The sequence below is a fragment of the Saccharopolyspora terrae genome (assembly GCF_004348435.1).
Taxonomy (GTDB): Bacteria; Actinomycetota; Actinomycetes; order Mycobacteriales; family Pseudonocardiaceae; genus Saccharopolyspora; species Saccharopolyspora endophytica.
In genome coordinates this window covers 44,558-65,394 of the sequence record NZ_SMKS01000017.1, presented here as the reverse complement: position 1 = coordinate 65,394, position 20,837 = coordinate 44,558, and the positions used below count along the sequence as shown (strand labels likewise).

The window sequence follows — 20,837 nt, the reverse complement described above, 5'->3', positions numbered from 1 at the left end:
AGCCTAGATTGAAAAACGAGCGCACGTTCGTTAACGAGGGAGAGATCGATGGGCCAGGTGCCGCGAGAGCAGGCAGGACGAGGAGCTGCTGGGGCTCTGTCGAAGGTGCTCGTCGCCAACCGCGGAGAGATCGCGGTCCGGATCATCCGCACGCTGGCCGAGCACGGCATCGCCAGCGTCGCCGTGCACTCCGACGCTGACGAGAAGGCGCTGCACGTGCGTCTCGCAGACGAATCGGTCGCACTCCCCGGAACCGCTGCGACCGAGAACTACCTGGACATCACCAGGATCGTCCGCGCGGCGCAGGACAGCGGCGCGGACGCGGTCCACCCCGGTTACGGGTTCCTCGCCGAGAACGCCGAGTTCGCTCGCGCGGTCACCGACGCCGGGCTGGTGTTCATCGGCCCGAGCGGCGACGCCATCGAGGTGATGGGGGAGAAAGTCGCTGCGCGCCGGGTCGCCGCGCAGGCCGGTGTCCCGCAGGTTCCGGGTACGACCGAGCCGGTCACCAGCGCTGACGAGGTTCGCGCCTTCGGTGCTGAGCACGGTTACCCGGTGGCGGTGAAGGCTTCCTTCGGCGGAGGCGGACGGGGGATGCGCACGGTCGCCGGGCCGGACGAGGCCGAGGAGGCCTTGGCCGCGGCCCGTCGCGAGGCCGGAGCCGCCTTCGGAAACTCCGAGGTCTACCTGGAGCGCTACCTGTCGGCGGCGCGCCACGTTGAGGTGCAGATCTTCGCCGACGCTCACGGCAACGCCGTGTGGCTGGGTGACCGCGATTGCTCGGTGCAGCGACGCCACCAGAAGCTGGTGGAGGAGTCCCCGGCACCAGGGCTGCCGGACGATCTGCGGGCGGAGATGGGTGAGGCCGCCGTCCGGCTGGCGAAAGCGGTCGGCTACGTCGGCGCGGGCACGGTCGAATACCTCGTGGAGGACGGGCGGTTCTACTTCCTGGAGATGAACACCCGCATCCAGGTCGAACACCCGGTGACCGAGGCCGTGCTGGGCATGGACCTGATCGCCGAGCAGCTGCGGGTCGCGGCCGGGCAGCGGTTGAGCGAGCCCACGTCGGGACCGGCCCCTCGCGGACACGCGATCGAGTGCCGCATCAACGCCGAAGACCCGACGGGTGGCCTGTTCGTGCCCAGCCCTGGGCCGATTCACACCCTGCAGGCTCCGATGCGCCCCGGGGTGCGGTTCGACTCCGGGTACGAGAGCGGCGACGAGGTCGCACCGCACTACGACAGCATGATCGGCAAGCTCGTCGTGTGGGGCCCGGACCGCGGCACCGCGATCCGGCGCACGCTGGCTGCCTTGGACGAACTCGTCGTTGACGGGGTGCCGACAACTATCCCCGCCGCCAAGGCCGTTCTGGCTCATCGCGACTTCGCCGATGTCACGTTCACCACTCGGTGGTTGGAGAGCGCGGTCGAGTTCCCCGCTGCGGTCGGCGTCGTGGCCGAGGAGGCGCCCGATGCCGAGGACGACGAAGGCGGGCGGGACGAGGTCTGGGTCGGCGGCCGGCGATACGTCATCCCCTTCTTCGCAGGGGCAGGTGCTGCGGCCCCGGCGGAACCGCCCGCACGCCGGTCGCGGGGGAGCGGGACCAAGCGAAAGGCCGCAGGAGGGCCCGGTGCTGGTGGTTCGGGAGCGGTGAGCAGCCCGATGCAAGGAACGGTCATCGCGGTCAAGGTCGCCGACGGCGACGTCGTGACGGCCGGGCAGGTTCTGTTCGTGGTGGAGGCGATGAAGATGGAGAACCCGGTTCGCTCGGCTGCCGATGGAACGGTCGGCGAGGTCGGCGTTTCGGTGGGAGACGTCGTCACCGCCGGTGCTCCGCTGGCCGTGGTGGTGCCCGCATGAGCACCGGAACAGCACTGATCACCGGAGCCGCAGGCGGTTTGGGGTCGGCCATCGCGCGTCGACTCGCGTCCCAGGGGCGTTCCGCGGTCTGCCTCGACCTCGACCAGGACGCCGCCCAGCGGACGGCGCAGGCCATCGTCGAGAGTGGCGGGAGTGCTGTGGGGTTCGGCGTCGACATCACCGACGAGGACTCCGTGCACGAGCTGCGCGAGACCCTGGCTGGACGAGACATGCTGCCGCAGCAGGTGATCAACGCGGCTGGCATCATGTTCCGCGGTCAGCTCGACACCACCGACACCGCGACCTTCCGCAAGGTGCTCGACGTCAACGTGACCGGTGCCTACACCGTGACCCGCGAGTTCGCCGGCGACTTGGCCGCCACCGGTGCGGGCCGGGTGGTCAACATCGGTTCGATCGCCGGGATGAACGGCTACGAGTTCACCGCCTACGCCACCTCCAAGGGTGCGGTGGTCAACCTCACCCGGGCGCTGGTGCTCGACTTCTGGGGCAAGGGCGTGACCGTGAACGCGGTCTGCCCGGGGCCGATGCGCACACCGATGCTCAACACGGCTGCCATGGAGGCATTCCTCCGCAAGACGCCCACCCGGCACATCTCGAGCGCCGACGAGGTCGCCGGTGTGTGCGCATTCCTGCTGTCCGAGGACGCCGCGAACATCAACGGTCAGACGCTCGTCGTCGACGGCGGTGCGACCGCGGTGTTCCGCTTCACCGAGGAGGAGGCGTGATGAAACCCTATCGCTCCTTGCTGTTCGTGCCGGGGCACAAGCCCGACTGGGCTGACAAGGGAGTCCGCGCCGGGGCGCACGCGTTGATCCTGGACCTCGAAGATGCCGTTCCCTCCGGTGCGAAGGATGAGGCGCGTACGGCGACCGCCGGGACCCTCGAGCGCTTGGCCGGTGGTCCGACGGGCCTGGTGGTCCGGGTCAACCCGCTCGAGACGGAGTTGTTCGGCAAGGACGTCGCGGCCGTCGTCCGCCCCGGTCTGACAGCGTTGCTGCTGCCCAAGGTGTACAGCCGCGACGACGTCCTCGCTTACGACGCGCTGGTCACCGCGGCTGAGATCGAGCGCGGGTTGCCGCGCGGAACGGTGGGCCTGATCCCGTCGCTGGAAACGGCGCGGTCGCTGACCAATGTGGACGAGATCGCTTCGGCTCCTCGGGTGGTCAGCCTGATGGCCGCTGCCGCGAAGGACGCCGACATCTCCCGGGAGGTCGGGTTCACCTGGAGTCCCGGCGGCCTGGAAACCCTGTACCTGCGCAGCAAGGTCGTGCTGGCGGCTCGTTCGGCAGGATTGGAGCACATCGTGCTCGGGCTCTGGCAGGAGCTCCGGGACCTCGACGGTCTGCGCGTGTTCGCCCGGGCCAACCGCGACCTCGGCTTCGGCGGGCAGGTCGTCATCCACCCGTCGCACGTCGGACCGGTCAACGAGACCTACACCCCCGATGCGGCCGAACTGGACCGGTTACGGCGGCTCGTCGTGGCCTACGAGGGCGGAGCTCGTACCGGGCAGGGAGCGGTGATGTTCGAGGGCGAGCACATCGACCTGGCCCACGCCCAGCGCGCCCGATCCGTTCTGGCCGTGGCCGGGCACAACGAGGAGGAATGAACATGGCAGGGTTGTACTTCGAGGAATTCGTGGTCAGTGAGATTCACCGGCACGCCGTGACCCGCACGGTGACCGAGACCGACAACCTCCTGTTCACGACGCTGACCATGAACCCGCAGCCGCTGCATCTCGACGAGGAGTTCGCGAAGGGTTCGATGTTCGGCACCCGGATCGTGAACTCGGTGTTCACCCTCGGCCTGGTCGCCGGCATCCACGTCAACGACCTGACACTGGGCACCACGGTGGGCAACCTGGGCTTCGAGGACGTGCAGTTCCCGAAACCGGTGCTGATCGGTGACACGCTCCGCGTCGAGAGCGAAGTGCTGGATGTGCGCGAGTCCAAGAGCCGTCCGGATACCGGCATCGTGAAGCTCGAGCACCGCGCGCTCAACCAGCGCGACGAGCTGGTCTGCCGTCTGCGCCGCGCTGCGCTGATGAAGCGACGTCCTGCTGAGGTGAGCGCATGAGCGCGGTGACCGGGCAGGGACACGTGTTCTGGGAGGACCTCGCGGTTGGCGATGCGCTGCGCGGCCCGGGTGTGACGGTCACGGACTCGCACCTGGTCCAGTGGGCGGGCCTGACCGGTGACTGGGTTTCGCTTCACCTGGACGAGAACCACGCCCGAGAAGCGGGTTTCGCGGGCCGGATCGCTCACGGCCCGCTGTCGATGTCGTTGTCGCTGGGGCTGCTCACTCAGACGGGCATCTTCGGCAATGTGCAGGCCTGGCTCGGCCTCGACGAGGTCCGGGCCACGGCGCCGGTGCTCATCGGCGACACCGTCCACCCGGAAGCCGAGGTCGCCGCGGCCCGCTCGACGAGCAAACCGGATCGCGGGATCTGGACGCTCGCCTACCGGACCGTCAACCAGCGCGGTGAGACGGTGATGACTTTCTCCAGCAGCTTCATGGTCCGCCGCCGTCCCGAAGGCGGTGAGCGATGAAGTCCGATCTGGTCGGGGTCGTAACGGGTGCCGGCTCCGGGTTGGGCCGGGCGGCCGCGGAGCTGCTGCTGGAACGCGGCGCCCACGTGGCAGGCTGGGACATCAGCGGCGGCGGCCTGGGGTGGCTGTCCGGTCGCGAACGCACGCTCACGGCGGTCGTCGACGTCACGAACCCGGCCCAGGTCGCCGCAGCAGCGGAGGAGGTGCGCGGCGCGTGGGGCCGGGTGGACTTCCTGGTGAACTCCGCCGGCATCTTCGTCCTCGGCTCGCTGGCCGACGTGGAGGCGGCTGACGTGCGGCGGCTGTTCGACATCAACGTCACCGGAACGACCCTGGTGACGCAGGCGTTGCTGCCGGATCTGATCGAGGTCCGCGGCGCGGTGGTCAACCTCTCCAGCACGGTGGCGCTGAAGGCGTCGGTCTCCAACGCCCACTACGCGGCGTCGAAGGCGGCCGTCGCCCAGCTCACCCGCTGCTGGGCCCTCGAACTGGCACCCCACGGGGTCCGGGTGAACGCCATCGCTCCGGGCCCGACCAACACCCCTCTGTTCGCCACGGCGGGCATGGACTCCGCGGCCACGGAGACGTTCCTGGCTCAGCGCGCCTCCACCATTCCGCTGGGCCGCACCGGGGAGCCGGCCGAGGTGGCCAAATGGATCACCCGCTTCATCGACGACGAGTGGGTCACGGGCCACGTCCTGCCGGTCGACGGGGGCACGTCGATCTCCTGAGCATGACACGAGCGGGTAAACGAACGGCTGCTTGTTCGCCATCCGCTAGAATGAGGTGTGGAATACCCAGCGAGGCCCTTCGGCCTCCCACTACGGATCGGAGCACCGCATGCCGCGCCCCACGAACGGCGTTCGCACGCCTGACGCCATCCGTGAGGCGGCGATCGAGCTTTTCTACGAACACGGCTACGAAGCGACCTCGCTGCGCGAGGTGGCGGCCAAGGTCGGAATCCGCGTCGGCAGCCTGTACAACCACATCAGCGGCAAGGACGAGCTGCTCAGCTCGATCATGATCGGCATCATGGACGACCTGCTCGCCGCCCTGCGAAGCGTGCTGCGCGAGCACGAGGACGACCCGGTCGCGGCCCTGCGCGCCTGCGTGGACACCCACATCCGGTTCCACGCCCAGCGCGCCCGCGAGGTCTTCATCGGCAACTCCGAACTGCGCGCGCTACCTGCCAAGGAACACAGGCGGGTGGTCAGCAAGCGCGACCAGTACGAGAAGCTCATCCGCGGGGTCATCGAGGAACTTTCCGCCCAGGGCAAGGCCGAGGTCGTCGACGCGCGGCTGCAGACCTACGCGATCGTCGCGATGGGTACCCACGTGGCGTCCTGGTACAAGCCGCGCGGTGGAATGTCTCTCGAGGCGATCGTCCAGACCTACACCGAGCTGATCCTGCGCCAGGTCGGAGTGCCCTCCGCGGCCGTTGCTGCGACCAGCAACTGAAACGCACCAACGATGAACGGGGTGACCGGGCTGAACCCGGTCACCCCGTTCATCGTCGCAGCATCAACCGCTGACGGTCCCTTGGAACGCGGGGTAGTCGATGTAGCCGGCATCACCACCGCCGTAGTAGCTGGCCCGGTCGGACTCCGTCAGCGGCGCGCCGGCGGCGACGCGGTTCGGCAGGTCGGGATTGGCGATGTAGGGGCGCCCGAACGCGACGGCGTCGACGTGACCGTTGAGCACCGCGTGTTCCGCTGAATCTGCCTGGTAACCGCCCGTGGCCACGATCTTGCCCGCGTAGCGCTCACGCGCCCATGCCGAACCGAGAGCGCCACGTGCCCCTGCCTGAGCGCTGGCGAGGTCTTGGGAACCGTCGATGCCGGGCTCGACGATGTGCAGGTACGCCACTGCGGCCTCGTCGAGCACGTTGAGGACGTGGCCGAACAGCGCGGCCGGGTCGGAGTCGGCCATGTCCTGGAAGGTGCTGGCCGGGGAGATGCGCACTCCGACCCGGTCGGCGCCGATCTCAGCGCTGACCTCGGCGACGACCTCGGCGAGGAACCGGGTGCGGTTCTCGATGGTCCCGCCGTAGGCGTCGGTGCGGGCGTTGGCGTTGTCCTGGAGGAACTGGTCGATGAGGTAGCCGTTGGCCGCGTGGATCTCCACGCCGTCCAAACCGGCGGCGATCGCGTTGTGCGCGGCGCGCCGGTACTGCGCGACGATGACCGGGATCTCTTGGGTTTCCAGGGCCCGTGGTGTCACGTGCGGTGTGCGCCCGTCCCGCGCGAAGGTGGACCCGTCGATTCCGATTGCGGACGGTCCGACTTGTGCCTGCCCGCCGGGTTGCAGGGAGGGGTGCGAGGCGCGGCCGGTGTGCCAGAGCTGGGCGACGATCGTGCCACCGGCTGCGTGCACGGCCGAGGCGACCTTCGCCCAGGACGTTGTCTGGTCGTTGGTCCAGATCCCCGGCACCTTGGGGTTGCCGACCGCGACGGGGGAGGTTCAGACCCCTTCGGAGACGATCAGCCCGGCCGTGGCGCGCTGGGCGTAGTAGGTCGGCGCCGATGTCGGCAGGACTCCGTCCCGGCTTGCTCGGCTTCGCGTCATCGGGGCCATCACGAACCGGTTGCGCAGTTTCAAGCTTCCGAGATCAACGGGTTCGAACAGTGAGCTGCGGGCCATGCGCGCGTTCCTCCTCGTGCTCGGGGCTCAGGCGGGGGTGACGGCCTGGCGGCGCGCGGCGGGCGGGGTGGAGCGGCGCCGGTAGACCGACAGGCGGTGGTGCAGCTCCCCGCGCAGCTCGTTCGCCGGGACGACGGCCTCGACGGCGTTCTCGTTGGCGATCTTGAACACGTCGATGCCCTCGGCGTACTCGGCCTGCTTCTCGGCCACGAAGCGCTTGCGCTCCTCGGGGTCTTCGATGGCCTGGATGCGGTTGTAGTGGATGCCATTGACGGCGGCGTCCGGGCCCATCAGCGCGGGCTTGGCGGTGGGCAGCGCGATGACGGCGTCGGGCTTCATCGGCGCGCCGGACATCGCAAGGTACCCGCCGCCGTAGGCCTTGCGCACGAGCACGGCGATGCGCGGCACCCGGCTCTCGGCGACCGCGAAGAGCATCTTGGCGCCGTGGCGGATGATGCCCTGCTTCTCCACCTCCGAGCCGATCATGTAACCGGCGATGTCGACCAGGAAGATGATCGGGATGTTGTAGGCGTTGCAGGTCCAGATGAACCGAGCGGCCTTGTCGGAGGAATCCGGGAACAACACGCCGCCGCGCTGGAGCGGCTGGTTGGCGATCAAGCCGACGCTGTGGCCCTCGATCCGCGCGTAGCCGGTGACCAGCTCGGGGGCGAAGAGGTCCTTGTAGGGCAGGAACGAGTCCTCGTCGACGAGGGCGTCGATGAGATCGTGCACGTCGTAGACCTCGGACTCGCGCTCCGGCACCACTTCTTGGACCGTTCGGGCCGACGCGGGTTCCGCTGCTGGGGCCACGGGCGGCTTCTCCTCCCAGTTCGAAGGGAGGAACGACAGCCAGACGCGGATCGCCGCGATGGCCTCGGCGTCGTCATCCACGAGGCAGTCGCCGAGACCGGAGGTACGGCAGTGCATCTCGGCGCCGCCCATCTCTTCCAGGGTCACCTTCTCGCCGGTGACCATCTCCGCCAGGCGGGGAGATCCGAGATAGGCCGTGGCGTGTCCGCGGACCATGATCGTGAAGTCGCACAACGCCGGGACGTAGGCGGAGCCGGCGGGGGAGGGACCGAACAGCGCGCACACCTGGGGGACGCGCCCGGAGATCTGCACCTGGTTGTAGAAGATGTTGCCCCAGGCACGGCGACCGGCGTAGCTCTCGAACTGCTCGTCGATTCGGGCGCCGGCGGAGTCGAACAGGTACACCAGGGGGATGCCGGTCTCGTCGGCGATCTCCTGCGTGCGGGTGATCTTCTCGAACGTCCTCTTGCCCCAGGTGCCGGCCTTGACGGTGAAGTCGTTGGCGATCACGGCCACATCGCGTCCGTCGACCTTGCCGATGCAGGTCACCACCGCGTCGCCGGGCAGCCCTTCGTCGTAGCGGGCGAGCAGGCCGTCCTCGAACGACCACCCGTCGTCGAACAGCAGCTCGAGGCGTTGCCGGACGAGCATCTTGCCGGAGTCGAGGACCTTCGCGCGGTTCTTCTCCGAACCTCCGAGCCGGGCCTGCTCCAGCCGGCGTCCGAGTTCGCCGTGCACGTCCTCGGCGCTGGTCGCTGGGCTGTCCTGGATGTCGGTCATCAGCACTCCTGGGTACGCAACTAAAAACGAACGAGCGACCGTATGTTACCGCTACTTGCTGCGAAGACAAGAAGTCGAGATAGACAAACGTGCATTCGTTTCCTAGGCTCTTGGGCAAGTTCGGAGTGTGCGGAGGAGACAACGATGTGGACCCTTGCCGACTGTGTGCGCCTCAACGCCCGCAGGCACCCCGACCGGGACGCGCTGGTCGACGACACCGGCCGGCTGACCCATCGCGAGCTCAGTGCGCGGGTTGAGGGAATCGCCCGCGGTCTGCGGGCCTCCGGCGTCCGGCGCGGTGACCACGTCGGGATCCTGGCCGGGAACTCGATCTTCTGCGTCGAGGCGTTCCTCGGCGTCATTGCCGCCGGCGCAGTGGCCGTGATGTACAACTGGCGCTGGGCCACCGCCGAGCTGGTGCAGGGCATCAACTCCACTGAGGCCGGCACCGTCTTGGTCGAGTCCCGGTTCGAGGACGCGCTGGACGCCGCCCGGTCGACCGGCGATCTCGATCCCTCGCTCGGCGTCGTCTTGCAGGGCGGCGAGTTCGAGGCTCTCGCGGCCACGCCGGGACAGTCCGTCGATCCCGGAGTCGGTCCCGAGGATCCGATGTGCGTGTTGTTTACCGGGGGCACCACCGGGTTCTCCAAGGGTGTCGTGCTGGCCCACCGCTCCGGGATCGTGAACTCGATCAACGAGCGGCTCGACGTGGGTATGGCCAGCGCAGCGGAGAACGTCGGGCTCAATGTGACGCCGATGTTCCACTCGGCCGCGCTGTTGTGCGTGTTCGCGCCGCACTACATGAGCGGCGGTACCAACGTGATGCTGCACCGCTTCGACGAGGAGCAGATCGGTGAGCTCGTACAGCGCGAGCGGATCACCACGTCGTTCATGATCCCCAACATGGTGCGCCGCCTCCTGCAGGCCGGCATCTTCGAAACACCGGGATTCCAGAAGCACTTCCGCCAGCTCCACAGCGGGGGCGGCCTGCTGCGGATGCCCGACAAGCGAGCCGTGCGCGAGCTGACTCCGCAGGTGCGCATGTACTTCCGGTACGGGCTGACCGAGGGCGGGCCGATGGTGACCCGCCTGCTCGACCGCGACATCATGCGGCCCGAGCTCGACGGCTCCATCGGCCAGGAGTACTCCATGGTCGAAGCTCGCGTGGTCGACGTGGTGACGGGCGAGCCGCTCGGAGCCGGGGAACTCGGCGAGATCGCCGTGCGCGGTCCGGCGGTGATGCTCGGCTACTACAACAACCCCGACGCCACGGCTGCAGCCCTGCGCGAGGGTTGGTTGCACACCGGCGATTTGGTGACCCAGGACGAGCAGGGCTACTTCTACTTCCGCGATCGCGCGAAGGACCTGATCAAGTCGGGTGGTGAGAACGTCTACGCCTCGGAGATCGAACAGGTCCTCTACACCCACCCCGCCGTCATGGAGTGCGGAGTGCTGGGCGTCTCCAGCGCCGAATGGGACGAAGAAGTCCGTGCCGTTGTGGCGCTGCGGCCAGGGCAGAGCGCGACCGAGAGCGATCTTCGCGAGCATCTGCGGCTTTCTCTCGCCGGGTACAAGATCCCGAAGCGCTTCGTGTTCCTCGAACCGGGCTCCATGCCCGTCAACCCCAGCGGAAAGATCGTCAAGAGCAACCTGCGCCAGCTCGTCGGCTGGTAGCGGAAAGGACTCATCGATGTCGGTCAAGATCGTCGCGATGCTGAAGGCACTTCCGGGACTGTCGCGGGAGGACTTCCTCACCTACTGGCAGCAGGAACACCCCGCGCTCGTGTGGCAGCTACCGGGTCTGCGCACCTACCGGCAGAATCCGGCCATCGAGCACCGCAAGTCCTGGCCCTACGACGGAATGGCGGAGCTGTACTTCGACACCGTCGACGACGTGCGCACCGCCTTCGCCTCCCCGCAGGCCGAACCGCTGCACGAGCACGAGCAGCACTTCCTCGACACCATCGACTGGTTCATCGCGACCGAAACCACGGTCGAGCCCGTGGGTGAAACCGGGACTGTCAGATGATCGGTGGATCTGGCTCGGCATGCGTTGGTTCTCGTTGGGTTTGATGCGGCCTTCGAAGGTGATGGCGAAGGCGTTGAGTGCGGGTTTCCACCTGGCGGCCCATCGTGCCCTGCCTCGGCCGGTAGGGTCCAGGGAGCGGGTGGCCAGGTAGAGGCACCTGACCGAATGGGCTTAGTGCCCGGCGGCCTTTTCGGGTGCCCAGCTCGCGACGGTGGATGGCCAGCAGTCTGGCGAGGTAGAGGCGAGGTCACGAGGAACATCAAGGATGGCACGAGAGGTGATCATTGTGGGGGCCTTACCTGGTGAAGATCATTTTCGGTCGGAGTTCTTCTACCAGGAGCCCCCACGTCCCACTGCATCAGGCAGGTTCTCTGCCGCCGCCACCGATCACACCACGGCGGACCCTCACCTGGACTTACTGAGATCACCTCAGTGAAGAACGAAGTGAATCCAACTGGCCCTGGTCGCCGGCGTCAGCTGGGGGAGGGCGACGTTTGGCGAGTGACTCCCATGGCCGCGGTTCTCACTGCTGGCCCCAGCCTGGCGACGTCGGCACGGGAGCTGTGCACGACGACTGACAGCGCGGCGTGCGCGTGTCCGTCGATTGCGAGAACGGGGGCGGCGACGGAGATGGTGCCGAGTGAGTACTCCTGTGCCGCTACGGCGAATCCGCGCTTCCGGATCTGCGCCAAAGTGCGACGCAGGACGCCGGGCGTGGTGATGGTGTGCGGCGTGTGACGCGGCAGACCCTCGGAGATGATCTCCTCGGTGAGTTCGTGTGGAGCGAACGCGAGCAGGGCCTTGCCCATCCTGGTGGCGTGCAGCGGAAGCCTCTCGCCGGATCGCGACGGTGCCTCGACCGCGCGATGTCCGGTGATCTTGTGCAGGTAGACCGCGTGGTGGCCGTCGCGCACAGCCAGGTGAACGTTCTCGTGGGTGACTTCGTAGAGGTCCTCCATGAAGGGCTGGGCGACGTCGGCGAGGTTGCGGCGGCCGGGAGCGCGCATGCCGATTTCGAAGAGCCGCAGTCCGATTCGATATCGATCTCCGCGGCGCTCCAGGCCGCCCCATTCGACGAGTTCGGCGAGGAGCCGGTGTGCGGTGGAGGGCGCCAGGCCAGTGCGGCGGCACAGCTGCGCCAGCGAGAGGTCGAGGTCGTCGGAGCCGAAGGCGTCGAGGACCGCCAGAACTCGGCTGGTGACCGTCCGTCCTGGTTCTCGAATCTGGCCTGGCACGATGACGCCCTCCTACCACCCGGCTAGGTCGACAACGCGGTCTCTGCCGCAGCGGGCACCGTGGTGAGATCTTCTCCCACGATGAGGTTTCCGGTGAACCCGCCGCGGCGCACGTCCTCTGCGAAGGCGTTCACGTCGTGCTCGGTCAGCGGTGCGGGTTCGAGGTGCGTCAGCACCAGGGTGGCCACGCCCGTGCGTTCGGCCATCGTTCCGAGGTGCACGGTGTCGGCGTGGTACGCGGCGATGTAGTCCTTGCCGCGCGCTCGAACGGCTTCGCTGCGGCAGGCTTCGTGCACGAGCACCTGAGCTCCGGCAGCCAACCGTTCGACCTCAGGGCACACCCGGGTGTCGCCGCTGACGACGACCGCGCCGTCGGCCATGTCGAAGCGGTAGGCCACGGCGGCTTCGACAGGTTCGTGGCGCACGGCGATGGCAGAGATCTCCACGTCGCCGGATCGCCACACGACGGTGGGTTCGGCCGGGGCGTCGAAGGACCGGATGTCCAGCGGCGGGGGTGCGGGGCGTCGGGCGTGCAGTTGGCGGACCTCGATGTCGTCGGCCCAGATGTCGAGCACCCGGTGCGCGAACCGCGAGGTCGGACCTTTTGGTGCCAGCACCACCAGCGGATCGTTGCCGCCCTGCACCCAGCGGGTGAGGACGAGATCGGCCACGCCGACGAGGTGATCGGAGTGGTAGTGGGTCAGCGCGAGCAAGCCGATCTGCGGGCAGCGCACTCCGAGCTCGGCCAGTCGCAGCACGGTGCCGCGTCCCGCGTCGACCTGCCCGGCCCACTCGCCGCAACGAAGCAGCGTACCCGGTCCGGCGCGGCCGGGAACCGGAAGGGGAGTGCCGGTTCCGGTAAGCGTGACAGTTGCATCCATGTGCTGATCCTTCCTGGTGAACTTCTGCGGAAGCGCCAACGCGGCGTCGCCACCGGATGCTCGTCCGGTGGCGGGTGAAGGCGCTACGCGCGCGTTCCGTTCAACGGAATGCCGGGGTGGGCTTCGTGGTCAGCGCGGTGTGAGGCTGTGCCTACTTCAATGATCCCCGTCACTTCGGTGGCGTGGATACCAGTGACGACGTGCACGCGTTCCCCCGCGACACGAGAACAGGCATGGCGATGGCTCCAATGATGAAGGCATCAGAAGCGTCGGCGACCGGCGACAGCCTGAACACCAAGAACATGCGGAGGATCCTTGCCTCCAGCTTCATCGGAAGTCTGATCGAGTACTACGACTTCCTGCTCTACGCGACGGCCGCAGCCCTCGTGTTCAACAAGGTCTTCTTCGCGGATGCAGGTCCCGGGTTCGCGGCGTTCGCCGCCTTCGGCACGCTCGCCGCCGGGTACGTCTTCCGGCCACTGGGCGGCGCGATCTTTGGCCACTTCGGCGACCGGTTCGGGCGCAAGAACGTTCTGGTCATCTCGATGCTGACCATGGGCGCCGCCACCTGCGTGATGGGCTTGTTGCCCGGCACGGCGGAGATCGGCGTGATCGCACCGGTCCTTCTGATCATGCTGCGCGTGGTCCAGGGGATCGCGGTGGGAGGCGAATGGGGCGGGGCGATGCTGATCGCGTTGGAGCACTCTCCTGAACGCAAACGCGGATTCGCGGCCAGCTTCGCCAACATGGGTGCCCCGGCGGGAGCGGTGTTGGCCACGCTGGCGGTCAGCGCCGTGAGCCTGCTGCCCGACGAGGAGTTCCTGTCCTGGGGTTGGCGAATTCCGTTCCTGCTCAGCGCAGTGCTGGTCGTCATCGGACTGACGATCCGGCTCAAGGTCGCAGAAACTCCGCTCTTCCAGCAGCTCGAGGAGACCGCTGAGGAGAAGAAGATCCCGTTGCTGGAGGTACTCGGTCGCAATCCGAAGAACCTCGTTCTCGGGATCGTCGCGGGGATCAGCATCTATTCGCTGGCCGGCATCGTGACCGTCTGGGCGGTGTCCTTCGCAGTGGAGGCAGGCGCCGATAAGACCGGTGTGCTCAACGCAAAGGCCGCTGCCGCCGCGGTGATGGTCGTGACCGTGATCCTGAGCGCCCGGCTCAGCGACAGGTACGGCCGCCGGTCGGTCATGCTGTTCGGAGTGATCAGCGCTGCGGTGTGCGCGTTTCCGATCTTGTGGTTGGTCGGCAGCGGCACCGTGTGGGGCTATGCCCTCGCCGTCGTGCTCGGGCAGGGGCTGCAGGGCATCATCTTCGGGCCGTTCGGTGCCTTCACCGCTGAGCTGTTCCCCACGCGGACGCGGTACACGGGAGCATCACTGGCGTACCAGAGCGCCTCGACCTTCGGTGCCGGATTCACCCCGGCGATCGCAGCCGGGCTGCTGGCGGTCAGCGGCGGCAGCATCGCTCTCCTCGGCGGTGCGTGGATCTGCGTCTTCGTCGCTTCGGCGGTGGCGATCGTGCTCACTAGCGAGGGCCGCGGCCGAGATCTGACGACCATCAGCTGACCCGGCGCGTGGCGAAGGCCGAAGGGGTGATCTCGATGTGCTTGCGCGAGACCCCGGGAGGTGGGCGTCGGGCGGAAGGTCTCGCCCTTCCGCCCTCAGCCGACGCACCACTTGGCTGCAAAACCTGCTGCACGGCCGCGAATAGGAAGCGATGACTGCTGCGCGTCTTCGTGTGCGGAGGCGTTCGCGGCGCCCATGTGGCTGGCGGCTTCGGCGGCCTGTCGAGGTCCTCGACGCGGGCAGTTCGCCGCGCTGACCTCGGAGTCCCGGAGGGCTCGCGTCGACATCGTCGGCCGCTAGGCGAAGCGCGTGACGACGGCATCTGCCGCCCAGCACTCGGCCTGTGTGATGATCAGCGGGTTGATCTCCACGGTCTCGTAGTCGGCCAGCTCACCGCGCTCGAAGGCTTCGCAGAGCTGGGTGAGGGCCTTCCGGGCGGCCAGGTGCTCGGTGACTCCAGCGGCGCGAAGCAGGTCCTCGGCGTCGTCGGGGTGCAGCGGGAGTCGCCGGGTGGAGGAGCGGTTGGCGAGTTCGGTGGCCGTGCCTCCCAGGCCGACCACGACGTGCTTGCCGAGCACCGGATCGGTGTTGAGGCCGATGAGGATCTCCTTGCCGAACACCATCTCCTCGACGAGGTAGCCCTCGATGGTGCCGGGTTCGACTCCGGAGGCGGTGACGCTCGCTTCGATCTGCTTCGTCGTGGCGGGGAGGTCGTCGGTGCTGCAGATGCCCAGCGCCACGCCGCCGAGGCGGGACTTGTGGCTGATGGAGGCGATGATCTTCACCGCGAACGGCGGCCGCAGGTCGGCGGCCACCGCTGCCGGGTCATCACCGGGATTCACCCGGACACCGCGCACCACGGGTGTTCCGGCGGCTTCGACCAGGTCGCGGGAGTCGGCTTCGCTGAGCACGCGGTCACTGGTCTCGAGGCCGGTGGTGTGCTCGTCGTCGGGCAGAGCGGGGAACAGCTTGGCGAGGGCGGTGAAGGTCAGCCGGAGGTTGTGCACGACCGAGACGTGCGGGTGCCGTGCCTGGTACTCGCGGACCCAGTCGGTGACCGGGACGGGCGCCATCGAGGTGATGACCAGCGGCATCTCGTGCTCCGCGGACAACCTCGCCAGGTCGTCCCAGTTCCAGGTGTGGACGGCCTGCTCCGGTGAGTCCGAGGGCAGCTGCACGCTCCACGGCATCAGGACGAGTCCGGTGTTGGGGTCGGCGAAGACCCTGCTGTTGACGCTCTCGTCGCCTTCGCGTCGCTTGACGCCGATGACGTCGAGCGGGTTGTCGACGAAGGAACCGGGCCCGGCGAGTTCGCGGATCCGTGCGATGGTCTCGTCGGCGAACACGGTGAGGTTCACGCCGTGGCGTTCGGCCAGGTCGCTGCACAGGGCTGCGGCGCCGCCGGAACCGCCCAGGATCGAGACCGCGTGCGGCCGACCGGGTTTGACGCCGGACAGGCTCAGCGTGGCCAGCCGCATCAGTTCGTCGATGCCGTCGGCGCGCAGCACGCCGTGCTCGCGGAGCAGCTCGGAGAGCACCGCGTCGCTGCCGGAGATGCTGGCGGTGTGGGAGAGCACGACCCGGCCGCCGCGTTCGGACACCCCGGACTTCATCACGATGATCTGCTTGCCCGCCTCGCGGGCGCGTTGGAAGGCGTCGACCAACACGGGAAGCTGCTCGGCGGAGATGCCTTCCAGATAGACGCAGAGGACCTCGGTGGTGGCTCTGCTGATGGCCAGCGAGATCGACTCGGCGACCCCGATCAGCGCGCCGTTGCCGGTCGAGGCGCAGAAGTCCACGCCCAGGTGTTCCTCGGTGGCCGCGGCGACCAGCGCGGACAGCAGGGCGCCGCTCTGCGAGATGATCGAGACCGGTCCCGCCGCGGCGTCGAGCCAGACCGGTTCGGCGACTGCGCAGACGCGCTCGTGGAAGTCGGCGAAACCGACGCAGTTGGGACCCCACAAGCGGGTCCCGGTGCCGGAGACGACGTCGATGAGCTCGGCGTGAAGTTGGCGGCCCAGGTCATCGCCGCGTTCCCCGAAGCCGTCGGAGACCAGCACGATGTCGGGCGTTCCCAGTTCGGTGAGTTCGCGGACGGCCTCGACGCTGGCTTCGCGCCGGATGGCGACCACGGCGGCGCGCGGCGCCTCCGGCAGCGCCCCGACGCCGGGGACGGTGGGCAGACCGGCGACCTCGGTGTGGGTCGGGGTCACCGGGACGACGTCGAGGTCCGGGTTCAGCGTGCGCAGGTTGTGGATGGCGCACTGGGTCCAGAAGTTGCGGGGCGAGGCGCCGACGACGGCGATGGTGGATCGGGACACGGCGGTGGGCTCCTTCGGGCTCGGGTGGGTGCGGTGATCAGAAGGCGAGGGAGCCGCCCTCGGCGTACCAGGTGCGCGCGGCGGAGATGCCCAGCTCACCGAGCTTGGCGACCATGCGCCGGTTGCCTTCGGCGGTGTGGATCAGCGCGTCCCAGCCGGCGCAGGCGTCCAGGGTTTCCCGGAACCCCTGGCGGATCAGCACGTCGTTGGCTGCCCGCTTCTTGATCTCGAGCATGTCCAGCGGGGTCTTGGACACCTCGCGGGCAATTTCCCGCGTCTTGTCCAGGACTTCGTCGGTGGGCACGGCGTAGTTCGCCCAGCCACGGGACGCGGCTTCGGCACCGGAGATGTGGGAACCGGCGGTGTAGGAGAGTTCCTTGGCCTTCTTCGGGCCGAGGTGCGACATCGCGACGGGTCCGAGCATGCCGCCCCCGATGGGCAGCACCGGCCATCCGATCTTGGTGTCGTCGCCGACCACCGCCAGATCGGCGCAGGCAGGGATCAGCGTGGCGCCGCCCATGCAGTAGCCGTGCACGCTGGCCACGACGGGTTTCGGCAGGTCGAAGACGGCGGTGAAGGCGCGGATGTGGCCGCGCAGGCGCAGCCAGTCCTCGTGGGCCGTGCGGTGTGCGGGCGCATCGCCGTTCGTGCTGGGTGCGGGGCGGGCGACGTCCCAGCCGACGCTGAACGCGCGGCCGGCGCCACGCACGATGATCACCGAGACCGAGGAGTCGGCCCCGAGCTCGTGCAGCGCGTTCTCGTAGTCCTCGAACAACGCGTCGTTGAACGCGTTGAGCTTGTCCTCGCGGTCCAGCACGAGTTCGGCGACCTTCTCGTTCCGTTCGATGCGGACGAGACTCATGGCACGAGCCTTTCTGCTAGGGGAGAGCCGGTGGTGGTGTCCGGCAGCGCGATGCGATGGCGGTACAGGACGAGGCCGTGGCCCCGATCGGCGATCGAGTGCAGGGACGCGGCGAGCTCGGCCCGGCATCGGCAGGCGTCGGGGTCGAAGAGGCACTGCAGGCATTCGTCGTGGATGATGGGCGGCTCGGTGGTCACATCCCCGCCGAGAGCGAGCGCCGTGATCTCAGCGGGCCCGTCGCGCCATCGGACCACGTCGAAGGTCCTGCCGCGGATGGTCAGCTGGAACGCGCTCGCACGCCGGTCACCGCGTGCCAGGCGGTGCGCGAGCACGGCGGAGGCGGTCACGGCTGGCAGGTCGTGTCGATGAGCCCAGGCGCGTGCTTCTGGAAGCCGCTGGATGGTGGTCGTGTCGGCATCGGAGACCAGGCAGGCGCGGGCGGCACCGGTTCCGGCGCCAGCGAGCCTGACCAGGTCGAGTGCGGCCTCACCGGCATCCAGCCGGCCCAGCACTCCCGCGTCGTGCGCTCGGTAGGTCAGCACGTGCCCGGGGCGTGCGAACTGCTGGGCCGTGGTGGTGGGGTCGCCGAGCAGGGCGATCGTGCGGGCGCGGTCGGCGGCGGAGATGCCGGTGCCGGTGCTCTCGGCCGTGTCCACGGCGACGCCGTATTCCGGGGTGTTCGGTGTGCTGCGGTCGCGGCTGATCGGGGGCAGCTCCAGCCGGTCCGCGTCGTGCCGGGCCAGCGCGACCTGCAGTAGGCCCGAGGTGTGCCGGACTGCGAAGGAGACAAGAGAGGTGGTCGCCAGGCTCGCCGCGAACACGAGCTCACCGCACGAGTGCTGCCCGGTGTCGTCCACCAGCACGACCGGCCTGCCCGCACGCAGGGCGGATACCGCGTCGTCCACGGCGTCCGTCTGATGTGGACCGGCTGAGAACAAGGCGCCTTCGAGTTGGGAATTTTCCCCAGTGGCGAAGATTTCGTCGGTCCCGTTCATGATCGCTCGTCGGGGCGCGCGGAGAAGATGTCCCGCGGGTTGTCCACGAGCATGGTGTCGATGTCGCGCTGGCTCACACCCGCCTCCAGCAGCGCGGGGATGACGTCGCGCGAGATGTGCGTGTAGTTCCAGTTGGGCAGGTGTTCGGCGCGGTAGGCGTCGGGGAAGTTGTGGCTGTGGCACGACGCGTCGTGCGAGAGCACCAGGCGCGTGGCGTAGCCGCGGCGGACGAGTTCGACGACCGTTCGGATGCGCTTGTCGAACGGCAGGCGGTTGTCCAGCCCGAACCGGTCCATGCCGAGGTAGGAACCGTTGTCGAGTAGCCGCTGGAGGTAGTCGAGGTCCTCGGAATCGCCGCTGTGCCCGATGATCACGTTGCCGAGGTCGACGCCTTCCTCGGCGAAGAGCTTCTGCTGCTCGAGCCCGCGCTCGGTGGCCACGTCGGTGTGCGTGGAGATCGGCACGCCGGTGCGCAGGTGGGCGCGCGCCACCGAGCGCAGCACCCGCTCGACGTCGGGGGTGACTCCCGGAACGTCGGTCGCGCACTTGAGAATTCCGGCGCGGATGCCGGTTCCCGCGATGCCTTCGGAGATGTCACGCACGAACATGTCCACCATCGGCTCCTCGCCGCCGACGAGCCGTCCGGGTCCCCGGAGCCGCAGGTAGGTGGGCAGTTCGTTGAAGGTGTAGTAGCCGGTCGCGGCGATGATGTGGACCGGCGAGCGTTCCGCGACGGCGCGCACCCTGCGGATGTCCCTGCCCAGCCCGAGTACGGTCAGATCGACGATCGTGTCGATGCCGCTGGCCTTGAGGTCGGCCAGCTTGGCGACCGCGTCGTCGGTGCGCTGCACGTCGTCCCAGGTCTCGGGGTAGTTGGCCGCGTACTCGTGGTTGAACACGAACACGTGCTCGTGCATCAGCACGCGGCCGAGCTGGTCGCTGTCGATGCCGCCGGTGATGGTCTGGACCGAACTCATGGGGTGCACATCTCCCTCGGAAACAGGGGCGGGGACAGGCGTTTTCGCCTGCGGTGGAAGTGCAGATGCGGGAGTGGAGGTGACTGCGGAAGGAGTCTCTGGCTGTTGACAATGACGCGCGTGTCATGTTTAGTCAAGCCCGTCTTCACGCCGGGTTGAGCAGCGGTTTCGCCCGGCGGCGCCGCGTTCGATGCGGGCTGCCGGACCACCCCGTCATGGGTCTTTGAGGAGAGCAATGAGCAACGTCGCCACCCCGCATTACGGGATCTTCAGCCTCTCGAACGTGCCCCCGTGGAACACACACAACGAGGTCGTGCACAAGGCCGTCGAGCAGATCAAGCACGCCGACCGGCTCGGCTTCGAGGAAGCCTGGGTGGCCGAGCACAACGGCCGCCGGTACGGGATCGTGGCCTCCGCGCAGATCCTGCTGGCCGCGGCCGCGGCGGCCACTGAGCGGATCCGCCTCGGGTCCGGGGTGTCGCGGCTGCCGATGCACCACCCGCTGCGACTGGCCGAGGACTACGCCTACGTCGACCAGCTCAGCAACGGGCGGTTGAACTTCGGGATCGGAAAAGCCTACGACCGCTTGGAGTTCCAGGCTTACGGGATTCCCGAAGCCGAGCGCGACGCCCGTTACGAAGAGGTCTTCGACATCGTCATGCAGGCGTGGCGCGACGGGAAGGTGCAGTACCGGGGCGAGCACTACCAGGTGCCCGCCGAAGGCGAGGTGGTCGACGAGGTCGAGCTGTTCCCCGAAGTGGTGCAGAAGCCGACGCCACCGGTGTTCGTGATGGTGTCCTCCAGCGAGGAGTCGCTGCGGTCGGCGGCCCGGCGGGGCTTCTCGTTCGTCCTCGGTCAACGTCCCACCCGCAACGACGTGAAGCACCTGGTCGGGGTGTACCGCGAGGAAGCACGCGCAGCCGGGCACTCCTTCGACGCGATCGACGAGAACATCGCCCGCGCTTCCCAGCTCAAGGCCGTGCACGTGGCGGAGAGCCGCGAGCAGGCCAAGGAGGAGTACCGCGAGGGCTACATGTGGTACGTCGGGGTCCTGACCAACCGCGCGAAGGTCGGGCTCGGCATCGACGAGCTCAGCTACGACGAGTACATCGAGCGCAAAACGCTGGTGCTCGGTTCGCCCGATGACGTCGCCGAGGAGCTCGCCTCCTTCCACAGCCACACCGGCCTCGGCGGCTTGGTGGCCTGGTTCGACGCGGGCAGTCAACCGCAGGATCGGGTGCTGCGATCCATGACAATGTTCGCGGAGAAGGTGCGTCCGCAACTGTGAGCGTGGCGGCGGACTCAGCAGCCGCTG

General features: G+C 68.3%; 18 protein-coding genes and 1 pseudogene. 11 read left to right on the top strand and 8 right to left on the bottom strand.

Translation table 11 applies throughout. The annotated features are described in order from the left end of the window. Window positions 1-48 precede the first annotated feature (48 nt). The 7 genes from E1181_RS12800 to E1181_RS12770 all read left to right on the top strand — a co-directional run bounded on the left by E1181_RS12800 (window position 49) and on the right by E1181_RS12770 (window position 5,885). Window positions 49-1,860 (top strand): acetyl/propionyl/methylcrotonyl-CoA carboxylase subunit alpha, encoded by a 1,812-nt coding sequence (locus E1181_RS12800; RefSeq protein ID WP_132674363.1) that lies wholly within the window; start codon window positions 49-51, stop codon window positions 1,858-1,860. Then, window positions 1,857-2,606 carry an SDR family NAD(P)-dependent oxidoreductase gene (locus E1181_RS12795; protein ID WP_132674361.1) on the top strand — a complete coding sequence of 250 codons (750 nt, stop codon included), beginning with the start codon at window positions 1,857-1,859 and terminating at the stop codon, window positions 2,604-2,606. Before E1181_RS12800 ends, E1181_RS12795 begins: the two co-directional genes overlap by 4 nt. Then, on the top strand, window positions 2,606-3,487 hold the full coding sequence (locus tag E1181_RS12790) for an HpcH/HpaI aldolase/citrate lyase family protein (protein WP_132674359.1): 882 nt from the start codon (window positions 2,606-2,608) through the stop codon (window positions 3,485-3,487). The genes E1181_RS12795 and E1181_RS12790 overlap by 1 nt, the downstream gene beginning before the upstream one ends. 2 nt (window positions 3,488-3,489) lie before the next feature. After that, window positions 3,490-3,954: a MaoC family dehydratase gene (locus E1181_RS12785; RefSeq protein ID WP_132674357.1), complete on the top strand. Its 465-nt coding sequence runs from the start codon at window positions 3,490-3,492 to the stop codon at window positions 3,952-3,954. Then, window positions 3,951-4,427, top strand: a complete 477-nt coding sequence (locus E1181_RS12780; protein ID WP_132674355.1) for a MaoC/PaaZ C-terminal domain-containing protein — start codon at window positions 3,951-3,953, stop codon at window positions 4,425-4,427. The genes E1181_RS12785 and E1181_RS12780 overlap by 4 nt, the downstream gene beginning before the upstream one ends. Then, window positions 4,424-5,158, top strand: a complete 735-nt coding sequence (locus tag E1181_RS12775; RefSeq protein ID WP_132674353.1) for an SDR family NAD(P)-dependent oxidoreductase — start codon at window positions 4,424-4,426, stop codon at window positions 5,156-5,158. The genes E1181_RS12780 and E1181_RS12775 overlap by 4 nt, the downstream gene beginning before the upstream one ends. Window positions 5,159-5,267: 109 nt before the next feature. Beyond that, a complete protein-coding gene (locus E1181_RS12770) occupies window positions 5,268-5,885 on the top strand; it encodes a TetR/AcrR family transcriptional regulator (protein WP_132674351.1) in 618 nt (205 codons plus the stop codon). Between the two features lie 63 nt (window positions 5,886-5,948). Here the strand turns inward: E1181_RS12770 and E1181_RS12765 are convergent. Together E1181_RS12765 and E1181_RS12760 are read right to left on the bottom strand one after the other, a co-directional pair. After that, window positions 5,949-7,067, bottom strand: a pseudogene (locus tag E1181_RS12765) (alkene reductase). A gap of 27 nt (window positions 7,068-7,094) precedes the next feature. Beyond that, on the bottom strand, window positions 7,095-8,657 hold the full coding sequence (locus tag E1181_RS12760; RefSeq protein ID WP_132674349.1) for an acyl-CoA carboxylase subunit beta: 1,563 nt from the start codon (window positions 8,655-8,657) through the stop codon (window positions 7,095-7,097). Between the two features lie 144 nt (window positions 8,658-8,801). Between E1181_RS12760 and E1181_RS12755 the strand changes: the two genes are divergently transcribed. Next, window positions 8,802-10,331, top strand: coding sequence for a class I adenylate-forming enzyme family protein (locus E1181_RS12755; RefSeq protein ID WP_132674347.1), 1,530 nt, complete (start codon window positions 8,802-8,804; stop codon window positions 10,329-10,331). 16 nt (window positions 10,332-10,347) lie between these two features. Then, window positions 10,348-10,686 (top strand): EthD family reductase, encoded by a 339-nt coding sequence (locus tag E1181_RS12750; RefSeq protein ID WP_132674345.1) that lies wholly within the window; start codon window positions 10,348-10,350, stop codon window positions 10,684-10,686. A 473-nt stretch (window positions 10,687-11,159) separates the two neighbouring features. Here E1181_RS12750 and E1181_RS12745 read toward each other — a convergent pair whose 3' ends face one another. Together E1181_RS12745 and E1181_RS12740 are read right to left on the bottom strand one after the other, a co-directional pair. Next, a complete protein-coding gene (locus E1181_RS12745) occupies window positions 11,160-11,921 on the bottom strand; it encodes an IclR family transcriptional regulator (RefSeq protein ID WP_132674343.1) in 762 nt (253 codons plus the stop codon). Window positions 11,922-11,944: 23 nt separating this feature from the next. Continuing rightward, entirely contained in the window at window positions 11,945-12,802 is an 858-nt protein-coding gene (locus E1181_RS12740) for an MBL fold metallo-hydrolase (RefSeq protein ID WP_132674341.1), read from the bottom strand. Between the two features lie 233 nt (window positions 12,803-13,035). On the opposite strand from E1181_RS12740, the gene E1181_RS12735 reads away from it, so the two are divergent. Beyond that, a complete protein-coding gene (locus E1181_RS12735) occupies window positions 13,036-14,367 on the top strand; it encodes an MFS transporter (RefSeq protein WP_235876719.1) in 1,332 nt (443 codons plus the stop codon). 296 nt (window positions 14,368-14,663) lie between these two features. On the opposite strand, the gene E1181_RS12730 is transcribed toward E1181_RS12735, so the two are convergent. From E1181_RS12730 to E1181_RS12715, 4 genes are all read right to left on the bottom strand, one after another. After that, window positions 14,664-16,688 carry an acetate--CoA ligase family protein gene (locus tag E1181_RS12730; protein ID WP_165944608.1) on the bottom strand — a complete coding sequence of 675 codons (2,025 nt, stop codon included), beginning with the start codon at window positions 16,686-16,688 and terminating at the stop codon, window positions 14,664-14,666. Window positions 16,689-16,725: 37 nt separating this feature from the next. Beyond that, on the bottom strand, window positions 16,726-17,550 hold the full coding sequence (locus tag E1181_RS12725; protein WP_165944607.1) for an enoyl-CoA hydratase/isomerase family protein: 825 nt from the start codon (window positions 17,548-17,550) through the stop codon (window positions 16,726-16,728). After that, entirely contained in the window at window positions 17,547-18,455 is a 909-nt protein-coding gene (locus E1181_RS12720) for a 3,4-dihydroxy-2-butanone-4-phosphate synthase (protein ID WP_165944606.1), read from the bottom strand. Before E1181_RS12720 ends, E1181_RS12725 begins: the two co-directional genes overlap by 4 nt. 86 nt (window positions 18,456-18,541) lie before the next feature. Next, window positions 18,542-19,522 (bottom strand): phosphotriesterase family protein, encoded by a 981-nt coding sequence (locus E1181_RS12715; RefSeq protein ID WP_132674334.1) that lies wholly within the window; start codon window positions 19,520-19,522, stop codon window positions 18,542-18,544. Between the two features lie 235 nt (window positions 19,523-19,757). On the opposite strand from E1181_RS12715, the gene E1181_RS12710 reads away from it, so the two are divergent. After that, on the top strand, window positions 19,758-20,810 hold the full coding sequence (locus tag E1181_RS12710; RefSeq protein ID WP_165944605.1) for an LLM class flavin-dependent oxidoreductase: 1,053 nt from the start codon (window positions 19,758-19,760) through the stop codon (window positions 20,808-20,810). Window positions 20,811-20,837 lie beyond the last annotated feature (27 nt).